This window comes from Paenibacillus taichungensis (assembly GCF_003287275.1).
GTDB lineage: Bacteria > Bacillota > Bacilli > Paenibacillales > Paenibacillaceae > Paenibacillus > Paenibacillus taichungensis_A.
The window spans coordinates 1-17074 of the sequence record NZ_QEVW01000035.1 but is presented as its reverse complement, the minus strand read 5'-3'; the positions used below and the strand labels follow the sequence as shown (position 1 = coordinate 17074).

Here is a 17074-nt window from a genome sequence, read left to right as displayed (position 1 = left end):
AGTAAAGAAAAATATGGGGGAACTTATATGGAAATAGTATATAAAATTAATGCTCAACTTTGTCCCGATGATGTCTCGAGGTTGTTTAAAAGTTCTGGAATAAAACGCCCAGCAGATAACCTGGATCGAATTCAAAGAATGATTACAAATGCAAATGTTATTATTTCTGCTTGGGATGGTGTAAATCTAGTAGGGATTGCAAGAGCAATTACAGATTTCTCTTATTGTTGCTATTTATCAGATTTAGCGGTGTGCAAGGAATATCAGAAGACAGGTATTGGAAAAGAGCTTGTTGAATGTTTGCGGAATCATTTAGGAGAAGAAGTAGCTCTATTGTTACTCTCTGCTCCGACTGCTATGGAATATTATCCTCGAATTGGCTTTGAGAAAACAGAAAAAGCATTCCTAATTCCAAGAACAAGGTGACTTTCTACAAAAAGGGATTAAGTCTGTTTTTTTTCATCCTCAAATCAAAAACCGGCTGCGCCATCCTATATGCAGGATGACCACAGCCGGTTTTTTTTATAGATCGAATAGATACTATTTTCAGCTTAGACAATTCCTTTGTCCATCGCTTTACCAATCAGTGTAGCAAACAAACTGTTGGACCAGGCGAACCATTCACGCGAAAAATCGGAGGGATCATCCGGATGAAAGCCTTCGTGCATATATCCGGTATCCGCATCGGTCCGAACAAGCATATCAATTAATTCTTTGACCTCCTCATCATTATCTGCTGTCAGCGCCTGCATGGACAATGCCATATGCCACACATAACCTCCCGGGGTATGCGGACTACCGATGCCTCTGGCATGTTTACCCTCGAAATAGAACGGGTTATCGAAGCTTAGGGCAAAGCGACGGGTATTCTGATAAATTTCATCCTCCACACCCACATAACCAATATAAGGAATAGATATCAGCCCTGGTGTGCCGGCATCATCCATTAGAGAATAATTACCGTATCCATCCGTTTCGTAGGCGTAAATTCGGCCGTATTTTGGATGATTCACAATTCCGTAGGTCCGTATGCCGAAGTCGATCTCCTTGCGCAGCTTTGCTGCCCGGGCCGCCAGTCTTTCGTCCGTGTAAATTACGCTTGCGATCTCGCGAATATAGTCCAGAATCACTACAGCGAACATATTGGATGGAATATTGTAGCCAAACTCACAACTGTCATCGCTCGGACGGAAGCCCGACCAGCTCATACCGGTGTAATTGACAGGCATGCCACGTCCGTTATTGTGCAAAGTCTCCGTATCCTGAAGCGTCTCCCGGATGAAATGGTACGGTGATTTCTCCCCGTGGTACTGCTCCGTCTCGATAACGTTTACGATAGAGGTCAGCGCCTGGAAGCAGGCAGTATCAAAGATATCAGTCTGTTCCGCTTCCTTCCAGTACATATAAGCCAGCTGTACAACGAAGCAGAGGGAGTCCAGCTCGTATTTGCGCTCCCACATCCACGGGTTTAGATTGCAGTCATCCGTAGCCCGGTAATGTTTGTCACTTGCCGTTTCGTTGAAAGCGTTGGTGTACGGATCAATATTGACATAGAACATCTGACGGGCGATCAGGCCGCGGAGAATCCGCTGCAGCGCAGGGTCATTTTTGGCAAAAGGGATATAATGGCGCACTTGCTCCGTAGAATCACGCAGCCACATGGCCGGGATATCCCCGGTAAATACAAAGGTGGTACCGTCTTCAAGCAGCTTGGTTGTTGTCTCCAGCGTATTCGGAAAGCAGTTGCGGAATAGTTGCTGCAATTTCGGATGATGCGCGAGCCGTTCATCGGCTTCAGTAAGATACGTAGTTATGGAAGCTGGCATGTTCATAGTCTAACTCTCCTCTAAAGTTAAGATTATAGATTGTACGTTTTGTACTACCGCAGGACACTATCTTAATTTGGTTGCCATTCGTAGCAAATGTTTGCATACCTTCCCAATGAACACAATATGTCACTTATGAAGTGGGATAAGAGGTTCATAAGTGACATATTTGCAGCAATGCTTCGATTGAAAATATTCACTTCAAGGCAGGGCGGAAAATACCACAGCAACGCTGTTTTACACTCTCTTAACATGACAATGCAGAACCTACATATTTACGGTGTCAACTTTGTTTCACTACACTTCGAATTGTAAGCGTTCGCAAGATTGGATGAGCAAGAATGCGAATCAGCTACATGATTTCATGTAACGAAAAACAACTTAGAGAGGAGTGGGAGAATGAAGGGGAGTTATGCTGATGTATCTGTAAATCCTTCAATAAAGAACAAATCCCTTGGCAAAAGAATCTGGAAAAATTGGGAACTCTATCTGTTCATGTTTCCCGTGTTATTGTATTTCCTCGTTTTTCATTACGGTCCGATGTACGGTATTCAGATTGCTTTTAAGAATTTCGTACCTTCGAAAGGAATTACGGGCAGCGAATGGGTCGGTTTTGACCATTTTGAACGGTTTTTCAATTCCTATTTTTTCTGGGATCTGCTATGGAACACGTTCAGTATCAGTTTCTATGAACTTGCTATCGGTTTTCCGCTTCCGATCATTCTGGCACTGGCTTTCAATGAAGTCCGCAACGGCCCGTTCAAGAAATCGGTTCAGACGGTAACCTATGCGCCACATTTCATTTCTGTAGTTGTTATGGCAGGGATGATCATTACTTTTTTATCACCCTCTAGTGGAATGATTGTCCGGTTCATCGAGTTCCTGGGCTTACAACCAGCGGCGTTTCTGACTGATCCGGCCTGGTTTAAGACAGTGTATGTCTTCTCGGGCGTCTGGCAGAGTACAGGGTGGGGAACTATTATTTATCTCGCGGCCCTGTCAGGCGTAGATCCCCAGCTGCATGAAGCGGCCATTATGGATGGAGCTAGCCGGTTTAAACGGATGCTGCATATCAATCTGCCGACGATCGTGCCCACCATAACGATCATGCTGATCTTGAATATGGGTAATATACTGGGCCTTGGTTTCGAGAAGATTCTGCTGCTGCAGAATTCGCTCAATATGGAGGCTTCCGATGTAATTTCCACTTATGTATACCGTGCGGGCCTTGTGAACGCCCAGTACAGCTTCTCAACAGCTGTAGGATTGTTCAATTCGGTAGTCAACGTTATTTTGCTTGTTACTGTCAACCAGATCGCCAAACGCACCAGTGAGAATAGCCTCTGGTAGAAAGGAGTTGAAGTCAGTGGTTACTGCCATGAAAGAATCCAAGGGGGACAAGCTGTTCCTGATTAGCACCTATATCTATTTGGGCCTTGCACTGCTGGTCGTTCTCTATCCTCTAATCTATATTCTCAGTGCTTCAATCAGTTCACCGCAGGACGTCAATTCGGGAGCTATGTGGCTATTTCCGAAGAATGTGACACTTGACGGCTACAAGCTTGTATTTGAGAACCCGAAGATATGGAATGGTTACTGGAACACGATCATTTACACTGTAGTAGGGACTCTGGTCAATCTCGTCGTTACTCTGCCGGCCTCGTATGCCCTAAGCAGATCTGATTTTGTCGGGCGCCAGTTGTTTATGGGCCTCATTCTGTTCACGATGTTCTTCAGCGGCGGAATCGTGCCGACGTATCTGCTGGTCAAGAATCTTGGCCTCATTAACAGTATGTGGGCCTTGATCCTGCCAGTGGCCGCTTCGGTTTGGAATATTGTCGTAGCCCGCACCTTTTTTCAGACGACCATCCCAAAAGAACTGCAGGAAGCGGCGCATATTGACGGTTGTACGAATTTAAAGCTGTTTATACGCATTATTCTGCCGCTGTCGGCACCAATTGTGGCCGTTATGGCACTATTCTATGGAGTAAGCCATTGGAACAGCTACTTCCCGTCCCTGATCTATTTGAATGATGAAGCCAAGTATCCGCTGCAGATGGTTCTGCGCCAGATTCTTGTCCTTCAGGAAATGTCGGCCGAAACCACGGGCGCTTCGATCAATGGCGAGGTGGCGACCGCTATGAATAATAAGGCAGAAACCGCATCGTTGATCAAATATGGAGTCATAGTTGTCTCCACATTGCCCATCGTTGCAGTCTATCCGTTCCTGCAGCGTTACTTTGTCCAGGGGGTCATGATTGGCTCTGTTAAAGGCTAAACGATTAGAATGTTTATATATAACAAGGGAGGAATTATTCATGCAGATTACACGCAAACCATGGAAGCTTCTGCTCTCTTCAGCTCTAGTTCTTACACTGCTGGCAGGCTGCAGCAATTCAAATGAAGGTGCAGCGAATAACAGTACCGGGGAGGTCGCTATCAATAAAGAAGGCTTCCCCATTGTCAATGAATCCGTGACTTTGACGCTTATGGCGCCAGATGTAGGAATTCAGAACTGGGAGAAGATGGCGGTGCTCCAGCAGATGCAGGAGAAGACCGGCATTAAGCTGGAATACAAGAATGCACCGAAGGACAGCTTCGAGACCAAGAAGAATTTGGTGCTCGCCAGCGGGGATTACCCGGATATTCTTTATGCTGCGGGCCTGACGACCGCAGAGCAGATGAATTATGGAGAGCAGGGTATCATCATACCCCTGGAGGATCTGATTGAAGAATACGCTCCCAATTTCAAGTCACTGCTGGAGGAGAATCCGGACGTCCGTAAATCAATTACAGCACCGGACGGGCATATTTATTCCTTGCCGGTAGTAGAACTTAGCCAGCACTGGTACCGCAATCCGATGTGGTATAACGGGGACTTCCTGAAGGCGCTGAATATCGATAAGCTTCCCGAAACGACGGAAGAGCTGTATACCTACCTGAAACGTGTGAAGGAGGAAGATCCAAACGGCAATGGCAAAGCCGATGAAATTCCGATTTCCTCAGTGACAACACCCGCTGCGAACCTCCGCGATATCCGTACCTGGCTGCTTGGCGCCTTCGGTATTTATGAAGAAGAAATTTACGTGGACGATGCGGACAAGGTGCACTATACACCGCTTGAAGAAGGTTATAAGGAATATTTGACCTATATGAACCGCCTGTGGTCCGAAGACCTGTTGGATCACGAGAGCTTCTCGCAGACGGCAGAGCAGAAGAAGGCTAAAACGCAAAATAATCAAGTTGCACTCTTTTCAGACTGGCATGCCTACATGTCCAAGGGCGGAGAGCCTTCGACGGCAGATCCGATGTTTGCGCCCGTCCGGAGTGAATCCATTGCTGCTCCTGCAATTGCAAAGAACAGAGGAATCACAACTGGCGCATTTGCCATCACGGAAAGTAATCCCGCTCCGGAAGCATCTATGCGCTGGGTGGATTATCTCTATTCTTATGAAGGGGCGATGTTCTTCAATAAAGGGCCTGAGGGAATTCTCTGGGAATACACCGACAAAGAGAATCGGGTCAAGAAGTACTTACCTGTACCGGACGGCAAGGAAATGGAAGATTACCGGGCAACTCTGACGCCCAACTACGGCATTCCAGCTCCAACCCTGTCCATGGATGATATTAGTAAGGGGCTGAAGACAGACTTTGACCTATGGGTAGAGCAGGAAACCCAGCAGAAGCTTCTCGATAAAGGCGCACGAATTCCATACCCGACCTTGTTCTTCACCGTGGAAGAGCAGACCGAAATCAGCAGCCTCAATTCTGATTTGAGAACATATGTGAATCAGATGGAAGCGAAGTTCATCACTGGTGCCGAGCCGCTTACGGGTTGGGATAATTATGTGGCGACCGTCAAGAAAATGGGCGGTGAGCGTGTAGCTGAAATCAACCAAGCTGCATATGATCGGTGGAAATCCAACTAATCAGGCCAATGCGGTTCAGTGACGACTTCCGGCGGAGTATCCCGATTTCTTTTAAACCCTATAAAGTCCAGACGATTAAACTATACCATGAACATGAATTGCAGGAGGGATAGATATGCAAATCACGAGACATCCGGATAATCCTATTGTTGTCCCGGGCGGATATGAATGGCGCAAGGTTACGGTTTTCAACCCTGCAGTCATCATTGATAACGGTAAATTTTATATGATTGAGCGCACCGCAGGTTCCCTAACGCCATGTAAGAATTACCTGGGTCTGCTTGAGAGCGAAGATGGTGTGAAATTTACCCATGTGAGAGATGAACCGATTGTGACGCCTGATATGCTGGGATTCCCTTATGGCAGTGTGCAGGATCCGCGGATTGTCAAAATTGACGGGACCTTCTACCTGAATTACGCTCTGCGACCCTGTGCTATGAGCTATTATCCTACTGGGGCAGGGGTTCCCTTGCGCTCCATTCCGGAATATCCCGACGGGTGGGGGGAAGAAGAGGGACATTGGTTGACCCGGTCCTCCATTCTGAAATCGGATAATCTGTTGGATTGGGAGTTTGTGTCGGACACGACACCACTCGATATCAATGACCGGGACAACATTCTGTTCCCCGAGAAGATAGGCGGCAAATTCGTGCTGCTGCGCCGCCCTGAGGAATACGTGGGAGAAGACTACGGAACGAATAATGCGGCCATGTGGATTACCTACTCTGAGGATCTTGTGAACTGGGAAGAGCCCAAGCTTCTCGCCACCGCCGGAAGTCTGTCCTGGGAATCGCGGAAAATCGGAGGTTCTACGCCACCGGTACGTACGGACAAAGGCTGGCTGGTGCTCTATCACGGCGTTGATGAGGATATTGTCTACCGTGTGGGAGCAATGCTGTTGGATTTGGAGCAGCCGGAGAAAATCATTGCCCGGACAGCTAATTTTATTATGGAGCCGGAGACGTACTATGAGAAATTCGGGTTCCAGATTCCGAATGTCATCTTCCCGACTGGAAATGTGGTCAAAGACGGACTGCTCTATATCTATTACGGGGTAACGGATACAGCGATTGCGCTCGCAACTGTTCCTTTGGATGAGCTGGTGGATCATATCCTCCAGGAAGCGCAGTAGCAAAACAACCCATAAAGTGATAGCTTAGCTTTTCTGAAAGGGCGGAAGATCCGCCAAGTTAACCGGTCTTTTCGCAGCAGCCCCCTTCAAGGCATGTTCCTTGCGGTACTGCCCCGGAGTCAGACCGGTTTCTTTTTTGAACTTGCGAATGAAATTAGGTGCATCCAAATAACCGACCTGCTCAATAATTTCTTTGAGCGGTGCACTAGTGCTCTGTAGCAGCCGGATGACCTCATCCATACGCCGCTGCCAGATATATTGTGAGAAATTGCTGCCGGTCTTATCTTTGAAACTACGGCTTAAATAAGAGGTTGAGATGGCAAATTTAAGCGCCACATGCTCCAGGCTGAGGGTGTAGTCTGCGAACTGCTTGTCCACGTAAGCCAGAATATCATCCAATAATGAAGGCTCGCTTGTCTCCGTATTCTGTTCGACCTGCGCGCAAATAGCAGCAGCCAAAGAGAGCAGACGGTTCTCAAGCTCTTCGAGGGTTTCAAAGGAGGTCAAATCCGGCATATTGGCGAACACTTCATGCATGCCAAACTCGGAGGCAGTGCGCAGAAAAGCGTTCAGCAAATCAAAACAGATGCAGCGCAGCAGATGAACCTGCAGCGGTTCGTCTTTGATTTTATCAATGGTATCAGCAATCATCTGGGCGGCTACCGATTCATTGCCCTGCTTCAGGCTCTGCTCCAGCTTCAGCATGGATTTACGCGGAATCCAGAAGCTCTGGGCAGCGGAAGGGACTAGCTCTACGAGCTGCTCAAAGTAGGATACCTGTCCGCTACGCCGGATCATCCGGTGCTCCAAAGCTGCAGCGGCTTCAATGAAGGATTGATTAAGGAGGGCCAGGTCCCGGTAGGCCATGCCAACACCAATACTCAGAGACAGCTGCGAGTGCTTGCGAATTACCTCTAGAATGGCTTGAATAACCTGCTCCATACGGCTTTGAACCGGTATGTCCGTATCGTCAGGAAGTGAAATAATCAGGGCAAACTGGTCCTTGACCGAGAATTCCACACCGAAGATTTGTGCATCGGTACCGGACAGACATACATTGCTCAGTATTTCCTGCAACAGATGGCGTTCGTGCCAAGACTTGTCGCCAGGCACAGTTTCATCCCAGGACAGGATCGCAGAGAAATAGAGGCCTTTTCCCTGAGGATGTTTGAAACCTGCGCTAAGAATCATCTGCTCAATTTCAGGATCATCCGGCTTGCCATGCTTGAGCAGCAGCAGCATGCATTGATTACGGACGAAGGGTTCCTGAAGATCAATTCTGGCACTGTAATCATGGAGAGTCTGCCGTATCCATTCCCATTCATTACGGATCTTGGGAGCATCATGGCCGCTTCCTCTCAGCTTCGCAAATTCCATCAGATCCCTAATTGGATGGTACTGCCGTTTGGCCAGCAGAAGTGCGGCAGCTATGCCAGTAATGACTGTTATACAGAAGACGATTAGAATCAGAGTCTGGACATGTGCGACACGACTGAAGAACTGGAAGCTTGGCATCGTTGTCACATAGGTCCAGCCATTTTCTTCTGATTTTACGGAAACGACGGAGTATGGTTCCCCGTCCAGCTCCAGATTATGAATACCAGGCTCAAGTGCGGATAAATTTTTAAGTTCGTCCGGGGGAAGGCTGACGCCATGGTTGTTCGCTGTCAACACCTCTCCGGAGGGACCGAAAATATAACTACTACCGGAGAAATCACTCAGAATCGAATCCATGACCCCGGTGAGATTGGATTCTTTCATTAAATAGATCACGGTTCCGTACGGAAACGGGTCATTCGGTTTGATGGGGACAAGCATGACGAGCATCGGATCCATACGGGAATTGACCGTTACATTCTCGGCGGGACGTACCAAAGGCTGCCGGGTTTCATTCAAATCCCGTCGCAATTCTTCCGAGGTCCAGCGCTCGAACTGATAGAAGGAATCAAAGGTGACATGAAGATCAGCCAGACCGCGGTATGAATAGATGTTGGAATCGCCATGAAAATAGAGAAGCAGATCCTCTGCTATATTACTGCTGGCCTTGTAATTCGCCAGCGTCTGAATCGCCTCCAGACTGTAGTAGGGATGCCGTACCATATAGGGGGTCAAATGCCTGTCATAGGCAATTCTACCTGCTAATTCCTGGAGCTCTTTCATACGGGAATCTATGGTGCTCTTCACCTGGTTGAGTTGATTGACATTGGATTGTTCAATTTCGACACGCAGGCCCTTGACAGCGTTCTCATAAACGAAAATGGTTACACCAGTTAAAGGAATAAGAAATATTAGGATGTAGGAAAATGCATATTTCAGCAGAAGCTTTGATTTGAAATGATTCCAGCTGAGCCGGAACCTATTAATCAAGGATGGCTTGAGTGCCTGATTTGCCATAAAGAAGTCCCTCCAGAGTTAAATATTCGGATGATAAATCTTGGGATGAAAAATCACTGTTCTCTTCTAGATTACACCTGTGCTAATATAAACATTATAACATTATAATCTTTAAAATGGAGCAGTTCTCCAAGTTTATTAGTAAATTTAGGGATGTATTGCTTCCATGACATTAATCATTTTTTTGGTTTTTCCTTTATACCGGGGTTAAAAAAAGGAGATGGGAAAAGTGGGCACAGAGTATGTGCTGCGCAATTTGCAGCTTGTGGATGGGCGAATCATGGATATAGCCATTCAGGATGGGATTATCACCGCCATTACACCTGCAACTAAGGCAGAAGGAGAGAGCGGGCTAGACTGTTCCGGGTTATATGTGTCCAGCGGATGGATTGATCTGCATGTGCATGCTGTACCGGAGCTTGATCCCTATGGCGATGATATCGACGAAATTGGTATAAAGCAGGGCGTAACAACGCTGGTGGATGCCGGAAGCTGTGGTGCGGACCGAATCGGAGCTTTGTATACCGCGAGTCTGAAGGCTAATACCCAAGTTTTTGCTCTATTGAATATTTCAAGAATAGGGCTCGAACGGACAGATGAACTGTCTCAGCTGGAATGGATTGATCGAGACAAGGTCCTGAAGGCGGTAGCAACCTATCCGGAATTCATTGTCGGTCTGAAAGCTCGTATCAGCCAGAGTGTTGTCAAAGACAGCGGTATACAGCCGCTCAAGCTGGCACGCACACTTTCGGAAGAAACGAAGCTTCCGCTCATGGTGCATATCGGCTCCGCTCCGCCATCGATATCCGAGGTTTTGGAGTTGCTGCAACCGGGCGATGCAATTACTCATTACCTTAACGGCAAGTCCAATAATCTGTTTCACGCGGACGGAACACCCCTGCAAGGGTTGCTGGATGCAGCTGCCCGAGGCGTTCATCTGGATGTGGGACATGGCACGGCGAGCTTCTCCTTCCAGATTGCAGAACAGGCCAAGGCGGCAGGCATTGCGCTGAATACCATCAGCACGGATATCTACCGGGGCAACCGTCTGAACGGACCGGTGTACAGTATGTCCAATGTGCTGACGAAATTTTTGACTCTCGGCTACAGCCTTGAAGAGGTCATCCAAGCTGTCACAACCAGCGCAGCGGAGTGGCTTGGCAAGCCGGAGCTCGGACAGATCAGGGTGGGACAGCAAGCGAACCTGACTTTGTTTGCACTGGAAACAGGTGAGAAGCAGCTTAAGGACTCGGAAGGCGATGTTCGAGTCGCGCAGTATTATATTGAGGCTAAAGGAGTTTTTACTAATGGGTCATTCATTACAGGCTAGATATGGATTGAAACGTGTTATTAATGCCAGTGGAAGAATGAGCATCCTTGGTGTTTCCGCATCAACAGATTCGGTCATGGAGGCGATGAAGCAGGGCGGACAGCAGTACGTGGAAATTGCGGATCTTGTGGACAAATCCGGAGAATACATTGCACGCCAGCTTGGTTCGGAAGCATCGGTTGTCGTGAACTCAGCATCCAGTGGCATTGCACTGTCGGTGGCAGCCTTAGTGACTTCCGGCGATCCGCGACTCAGCCTTCGGCTGCATCAGGAGCCTGTACTGAAGAATGAAATTATTATGCTGAAGGGCCATAACGTGCAGTATGGAGCGCCAGTTGAAACCATGGTATTCCTTGGCGGAGGCAGGGTGGTAGAAGTTGGATATGCCAATGAAGGTCGCAAAGAGCATATTGAACAGGCGATTGGTGAACGCACCGCAGCCATCCTTTATGTCAAATCCCACCACGCCGTCCAGAAAAACATGATTTCTATAGAGGAGGCGTGGGAGGTTGCCGTGCGCAGAGGAGTGCCACTGATCGTCGATGCGGCAGCGGAAGAGGATCTGCGCAAATATGTCCAGTATTCGGATCTGGCGATTTACAGCGGATCTAAAGCTATCGAAGGTCCTACCTCTGGCATAGTCGCCGGCAAATTGAAATATGTCGAGTGGCTAAAGGTACAGCTGAACGGGATCGGCCGCAGCATGAAGGTCGGCAAAGAGACCACCTTTGGGCTGCTTCAGGCTTTGGAGGAATACCAGGACAAAGCTGACAACAGCGAACGGGAGAGGCAGGCGCTTGAGGCACTTCAGTCGCTTGGCGAGCTTCCTGGAGTTTCGATCCACATCGTGCAGGATGAAGCGGGCAGAGCGATTTTTCGTGGGCGTATCCAGATTGATTCCTCTGTTGCAGGAGTGGATGCGAGGCATGTCAATGATTTGCTACGTGAAGGCGTAATTGCGGTATATACCAGGGACTACGGAGTTAAGCAGGGGTATTTCGATATTGATCCAAGGTCGCTTCAAGGTGATGATCTTCAGGTCATCGTCAGCAGAATACATGAAATCGTGGGAGGAACCAAGAATGAGTAATATTCAGCAGCGTCTATATAAAAACAGAGCCGCACTTAATGTACTGGCCGGCAGTATCGGGAATGCGAAGGAAGTGTACGATGCAGCGGAAGGATTTGTTTTGGTAGGCGTGCTCTCCAAAAATTACGCGACGGCATCGGAAGCGGCAGCTGCGATGATCCAATACGGTCAGACGATTGAGGACGCTGTATCCATCGGATTGGGTGCCGGAGACAATCGACAGGCCGCGGTGGTGGCGGAGATTGCCACAAGCTATCCGGGAAGCCATATTAATCAGGTGTTTCCAGCAGTTGGGGCAACCCGCGCCAATCTGGGCACCAAGGATAGCTGGATTAACAGTTTGGTCTCTCCTTGCGGACAGCCAGGCTACGTAAATATTTCAACCGGCCCCGTCAGTTCAGGTACGACTCCGCATGCTATTATTCCGGTACATGCTGCCATCGCGCTGGTTCGTGACATGGGCGGCAATGCGCTGAAATATTATCCCATGCAGGGGTTGAAACTGGAGGAGGAGTACCGTGCGGTTGCCAAGGCCTGCGGGGAAGCCAAATTTGCTCTGGAGCCTACGGGTGGAATCGACCTGGATAACTTCGGACCCATTCTGGAAATTGCGCTTCAGGCTGGGGTACCCCAGGTTATCCCGCATGTGTATTCATCTATTATTGATCAGCAGACAGGAAGTACAAACGTCCAGGATGTCGTCAGACTGCTTGAAACGATGAAATTCCTGGTGGATCGGTATGCCTAGGATTGCGGCTTTTGGTGAAGTAATGATGCGGCTGCAGGTCCCGGGCCATGAAACGCTGGTTCAGAGCAACAGGCTGGAGTATTCTTTTTCCGGCAGCGGGGTTAATGTAACGGCAGCACTTGCTGGGTACGGCCATAACGGTGCTCTTATTACCACCTTGCCAGAAACACCAGTAGGCGAAGCGGCAATTGCTTATCTGCGCAAACTTGGGGTGGATACTTCACTAATTACCCGGGGAGGCAAGCAGCTGGGGATGTATTTTCTGGAGAATGGCTTTGGAGCCCGCCCCGGAAGAGTTACTTACACAGATCGACTGGGCAGCAGTTTCAATACTGCGGAGGCAGGCAATTACGATATGGTTGCTCTCGCCTCCCGGATCGACGTTCTTCATTTATGCGGTATTACGCTGGCTATGAATGAAGGCGTTCGCAAGCAAATGAAACGGCTTGCTGCGGAAGTGAAGAGTGCCGGGGGAAAAGTTGTTTTTGACTGCAATTACCGTCCTGCGTTATGGGGAGCGGATGGCTATACCAAGGCCCGCCCGCATTACGAGGAACTGCTGGAGCTGACAGACCTGGTGCTGATGAATGAGAAGGACGCACAGTTTATCCTTGGCTTTGGAACCGGAGAATATGATAGAATGACACAGTTGAAGCAAGCGATTCCCGAAGTGGTTGAGCGCTTCGAAATCGGAACGGCAGCGGGAACCCACCGTGAGATTAATGCTGACCATACGCACTCCCTGACAGGATATATCTATCATCAAGGTACGTTTCTGTTTTCTCGCAAGCTGACTTTTCCGGTGTATGATCGGATCGGTGCCGGCGATGCCTTTGCCAGTGCCGTCATTCATGGGGAATTACAGCAATATCCGCAGCAGCAGACGGTTAATATGGCAACGGCAGCAGCGATGCTGGCCCACACCACTCAGGGTGATACAGCGCTTTTTACCGAGAGCGAGGTACTTCGGGCGCTGTCGGACCATACCTTAGATGTTGAAAGGTAGTGAACAACGAGTGTCTTTAAAACGAAAGCAAGGTCCTTTATATCAGCAAATCCAGAAAATTCTCAAAGATCGGATTTTGCATGGCGTGTACCCTTTAGGGAGCATCATTCCTTCCGAACCACAGCTGGAAAAGGAATTTGGTGTCAGTAAAATGACGGTCCGCGGCGCAGTTCAAGAACTGTCCCAAGAAGGTTATGTGCAGAAAAAAAGCGGTATCGGAACGATTGTCATGCGCAATACCTCCCATCAGAAGCTCTCTAAGGGCAAACGGTTTACGGAGCTGCTCGTAGAAGAGGGTCACAAGCTGGAAAAGAAACAGCTGGAATCCCGGTTAATTACGAATGAAGCCGGAACAGAGGAATATGACCGCTATGGACCGTATTGTCAGCGAATTGAACGGCTCTATATTTTGAATGGACAGCCTTATATTCATCTGATACACTTCTTGGCTGCAGCTGCATTGCCCGGTGGAGGTACGTCAGAAATGGTAACAAACATTCAGTCGCTGTATGACTCACTGGAGGAGAACGACATTGCGCTGGAAAACTTCAGAGACCGTTTCTTTGTAGAGACGGCACCTCCTGTGGTGTGTCAGTTGCTGGAGATCCCACCAGGGACGCATGTACTCAAGCGCCTGCGTAACTCCTTCGATGGGGAAGGAAGACTTATTGAACACAGCATTGGCTGCTATAACACAGAGCTTCATCATTATCTGGTCAATTACGACACTTGAAATCTCTTAAGCAGTAACCAGAGTTTGTAAGCAGCCGCGTGGATTGAGAGACGGCTTGTGCGCGGGGCGTTGTAAATGGCTCAGTACTTAGGGGAATTAAGGGTGGCCTGAATTGGCTTACACCAGCAGTAAACCACGGAATCCCGTGGTTTTTTTATTTTATCCGAAAAAGCTCTTGTTACGTAATACGGTTTGATATGAACATGTTTGGTGCTCTTTAGATTAAAAAAATCATCAAAAAAACTATTCTTGAGAGAGCATACATATGTGAATGAATCGCATTCTCTTTGAAAAATAGATGCACGAAATCCACAATTTACAAATTCACTAGAAACTTTTCCCTGAAACTAGCGTCTAATACTATGACTTTTTGAGAGTGTAAAACATTACTTGGGAGCAGAAGGAGCCAAAGACAAAGCATGAATCTGAAGAAGAAATTGTCCATTTTTACCGCTTTAGCCGTTTTACAAGCATTTGCAGTCGGTTCTGTGAATGCGCAGTCAGCGCCGCAAGATGACACAGCGTCAGTAAATACAGCAAAAGTAGAATCGGTTGAGGTACTGAAGAAAGAGCAGACGATTGCAGAGAGTGAAGTGAAAACGGGTAGCAGTAACACATCCAGCAGTATTCCGTCCACTAAAGGAAAAGAAACTGGAACTTTGACAGGCACTGAGTCAACACCTAAAACAAATATCGAGAAATCCGCCATAGATGGGGGAGAGACGACTACAAAGGAAACGAGTACGGGCTCTACTACGATTCAGGATGGATCCACTGAGGATGTTGAAACGCCAGCTACGCCAGCTCAAATAGAGCAACCATCCATTGATGGAAATTCTGCCGTAGCATCAGGCGGCAATCTGACGTTGTACATGAATAGCAACAAAATGGAGCAGGATGGGAATACGTATCTGGCTGGTCAGCCAATGACTGTAAAGAACGGCGTATCCTATGTTGCGATCCGTGCACTGGTGGACCGTGTGGGATACGGAGTCAAATACGATAACAAAACCAAGGAAACCATCATCATCAGTGGTGATAATGAGCTCCGATTCAAAACCAACAGCACGGTCTATACCGTAAATGGAGAGTCCAGAACGATGAAGGGCCCTGCTTATCAGCAAAAGAATACGTTCATGGTGCCGTTAACTTCCATTACTCAAGCTCTGAACATCACCTATAAAGTGAATCAGTCTGCTAAAACGGTTGTGCTGAATCTCAATACTAAACCTGTTGCAAGCTTTGTGATTTCCCAAAAGGAAATTTTTGCAGGTGATAAGGTGGACTATGTAACTTCTTCCAGTTCTCCAAATGGATTGGATATCCTAGACGAACGCTGGACAGGTCGTCAGGAATCGTTTGATCAAGCGGGTACATATACAATCTCATATCAAGTACAGGATTCCAACGGACAATGGAGCGATCCCTATTCGATGACGATTCAGGTTTTGAGTCCTAATCTGCCCCCTGTAGCCATGTTCACCACTGACAAGGAACAATATAAAATGGGCGAAAAAATAACATACATTGATCAAAGTACAGATGATGAAAACAGTATTGATAAAACGGTATGGGAAAACAATTCGCTGGCCTTCTTTGAACCCGGTCCAAAAACGGTGACACTCACCGTTACTGACAATCACGGCGCGACGGACACGTACTCCAAAGTTATAACCATAACCAATGAGACATTATATTCATTTTCCGATTTCAATTTACTCTTCACGCCGGTAGGACAGAAATTTACCTTTAACGGTGGAGAAGTAACTTCCATGGAAAAAGTGCCTTATACCTTCACGGATGAGCCGAGTCTGCTGATCCGCAGTAACAGTCCTGAAACGGTTAATACGGAAGGAATCGTGTATAAAGAATCATCTTCGGGGCAGACCCGTTTCATGATTCATCATGTGAACAATACAGGCAAAAGAGTAAAAATGTATGTTATTGCAACCAATAATAACTCCACTCCGGCAGTATTCGAACAACAAAATATGGGCTTTGCTGGACCTACACCGTATGCTACCGTAGCCGGGAAATTGTCGATTGATAAATGGTTCAAATCGATTCAGACCGGAGCCGATCAGAAGAAAGAGGTTATTCAACCTGGAGAAAGCAAACTGATTCTGACCGAACTAAATAAAACTCCGATGAAAGAAGGACAAGTGATTTCACTCTATTCGGATGCTTATAGTGATTATTCCCTGGACTATAACGTTATTCTGGTTGAAGAAAATAAAGATCCGTTCGAGGCTTTGCCAATGCTGCCTGTGCTTGATCGTGACGGTGTGCACAATCGTGGAACGTACCCGAATGCGACTCGTATCATAACGTATGATCAGCAAGTTGGAGCCAAACCAGCTCGTCTGCCACTTGGTGACAATTCAAGCGATCCCAATCTGGTTGGAACAGATCCAATGGCTTACACAGACGCATCCAATGCTGGTAATTTCGGTGTATTGTACAAAATCACGCTGAACAATGTGGCTCCACGTACGTTAATTTCATTTAACCCTCGTGGAGGGAAGTACTCAGGAGTTGCTCTAGTAAACAATCAGGTTGTACCCATTGCCGATGGTAATGTAGCTGTAAGCAATTCAAGTGAACAAAGCGTTCTTTACCGCACAGGGGCATATGGAGAGAGCGTAACGATTCTTTTCTCTGCCGCGCCAGGAAGCAACCTGCCGGTTAGCTTACTCTTTACGCCGCTCCCATCGGAGAAGTAATATAGTTGTCTCTTATAAGCTAGAGCGGAAAAATAATTTTGCTGGCGTGTTAATCATCTAAAGAAGGGACTCCATATGGAGTCTTTTCTTATAATGGGGCAATATGAGGATATACGGAATGGATGCTGCCTAAAAAGTCATATTTTAAACCGCTTATTTCTAC

13 protein-coding genes are annotated in these 17074 nt (G+C 47.6%); 11 read left to right on the top strand and 2 right to left on the bottom strand.

From position 1 onward, the window contains the following. Positions 1-27 precede the first annotated feature (27 nt). A complete protein-coding gene (locus DC345_RS30745) occupies positions 28-426 on the top strand; it encodes a GNAT family N-acetyltransferase (protein ID WP_113056382.1) in 399 nt (132 codons plus the stop codon). 125 nt (positions 427-551) lie between these two features. On the opposite strand, the gene DC345_RS30740 is transcribed toward DC345_RS30745, so the two are convergent. Continuing rightward, on the bottom strand, positions 552-1832 hold the full coding sequence (locus tag DC345_RS30740) for a glycoside hydrolase family 125 protein (protein ID WP_113056381.1): 1281 nt from the start codon (positions 1830-1832) through the stop codon (positions 552-554). A 393-nt stretch (positions 1833-2225) separates the two neighbouring features. Between DC345_RS30740 and DC345_RS30735 the strand changes: the two genes are divergently transcribed. The 4 genes from DC345_RS30735 to DC345_RS30720 all read left to right on the top strand — a co-directional run bounded on the left by DC345_RS30735 (position 2226) and on the right by DC345_RS30720 (position 6887). After that, positions 2226-3176: an ABC transporter permease gene (locus DC345_RS30735; RefSeq protein ID WP_113056380.1), complete on the top strand. Its 951-nt coding sequence runs from the start codon at positions 2226-2228 to the stop codon at positions 3174-3176. Positions 3177-3192: 16 nt separating this feature from the next. After that, on the top strand, positions 3193-4104 hold the full coding sequence (locus DC345_RS30730) for a carbohydrate ABC transporter permease (protein ID WP_113056379.1): 912 nt from the start codon (positions 3193-3195) through the stop codon (positions 4102-4104). 40 nt (positions 4105-4144) lie between these two features. Beyond that, positions 4145-5755 carry an extracellular solute-binding protein gene (locus DC345_RS30725; RefSeq protein WP_113056378.1) on the top strand — a complete coding sequence of 537 codons (1611 nt, stop codon included), beginning with the start codon at positions 4145-4147 and terminating at the stop codon, positions 5753-5755. 115 nt (positions 5756-5870) lie between these two features. After that, positions 5871-6887 (top strand): glycoside hydrolase family 130 protein, encoded by a 1017-nt coding sequence (locus tag DC345_RS30720; protein ID WP_113056377.1) that lies wholly within the window; start codon positions 5871-5873, stop codon positions 6885-6887. A gap of 24 nt (positions 6888-6911) precedes the next feature. Here DC345_RS30720 and DC345_RS30715 read toward each other — a convergent pair whose 3' ends face one another. Next, positions 6912-9281 carry a helix-turn-helix domain-containing protein gene (locus tag DC345_RS30715; protein WP_113056376.1) on the bottom strand — a complete coding sequence of 790 codons (2370 nt, stop codon included), beginning with the start codon at positions 9279-9281 and terminating at the stop codon, positions 6912-6914. Between the two features lie 280 nt (positions 9282-9561). Between DC345_RS30715 and DC345_RS30710 the strand changes: the two genes are divergently transcribed. From DC345_RS30710 to DC345_RS30685, 6 genes are all read left to right on the top strand, one after another. Further along, complete coding sequence (locus DC345_RS30710) at positions 9562-10611, top strand: amidohydrolase/deacetylase family metallohydrolase (protein ID WP_397333818.1); 1050 nt, start codon at positions 9562-9564, stop codon at positions 10609-10611. After that, positions 10589-11701 carry a DgaE family pyridoxal phosphate-dependent ammonia lyase gene (locus DC345_RS30705; RefSeq protein ID WP_113056374.1) on the top strand — a complete coding sequence of 371 codons (1113 nt, stop codon included), beginning with the start codon at positions 10589-10591 and terminating at the stop codon, positions 11699-11701. The genes DC345_RS30710 and DC345_RS30705 overlap by 23 nt, the downstream gene beginning before the upstream one ends. Next, positions 11694-12449, top strand: a complete 756-nt coding sequence (dagF, locus tag DC345_RS30700) for a 2-dehydro-3-deoxy-phosphogluconate aldolase (RefSeq protein WP_113056373.1) — start codon at positions 11694-11696, stop codon at positions 12447-12449. Before DC345_RS30705 ends, dagF begins: the two co-directional genes overlap by 8 nt. Continuing rightward, a complete protein-coding gene (locus DC345_RS30695) occupies positions 12442-13455 on the top strand; it encodes a sugar kinase (RefSeq protein ID WP_113056372.1) in 1014 nt (337 codons plus the stop codon). The genes dagF and DC345_RS30695 overlap by 8 nt, the downstream gene beginning before the upstream one ends. Beyond that, complete coding sequence (locus DC345_RS30690) at positions 13442-14188, top strand: GntR family transcriptional regulator (protein WP_181586795.1); 747 nt, start codon at positions 13442-13444, stop codon at positions 14186-14188. The genes DC345_RS30695 and DC345_RS30690 overlap by 14 nt, the downstream gene beginning before the upstream one ends. A 419-nt stretch (positions 14189-14607) precedes the next feature. Then, positions 14608-16911 (top strand): stalk domain-containing protein, encoded by a 2304-nt coding sequence (locus DC345_RS30685; RefSeq protein ID WP_113056370.1) that lies wholly within the window; start codon positions 14608-14610, stop codon positions 16909-16911. The last annotated feature ends 163 nt before the right edge of the window (positions 16912-17074 follow it).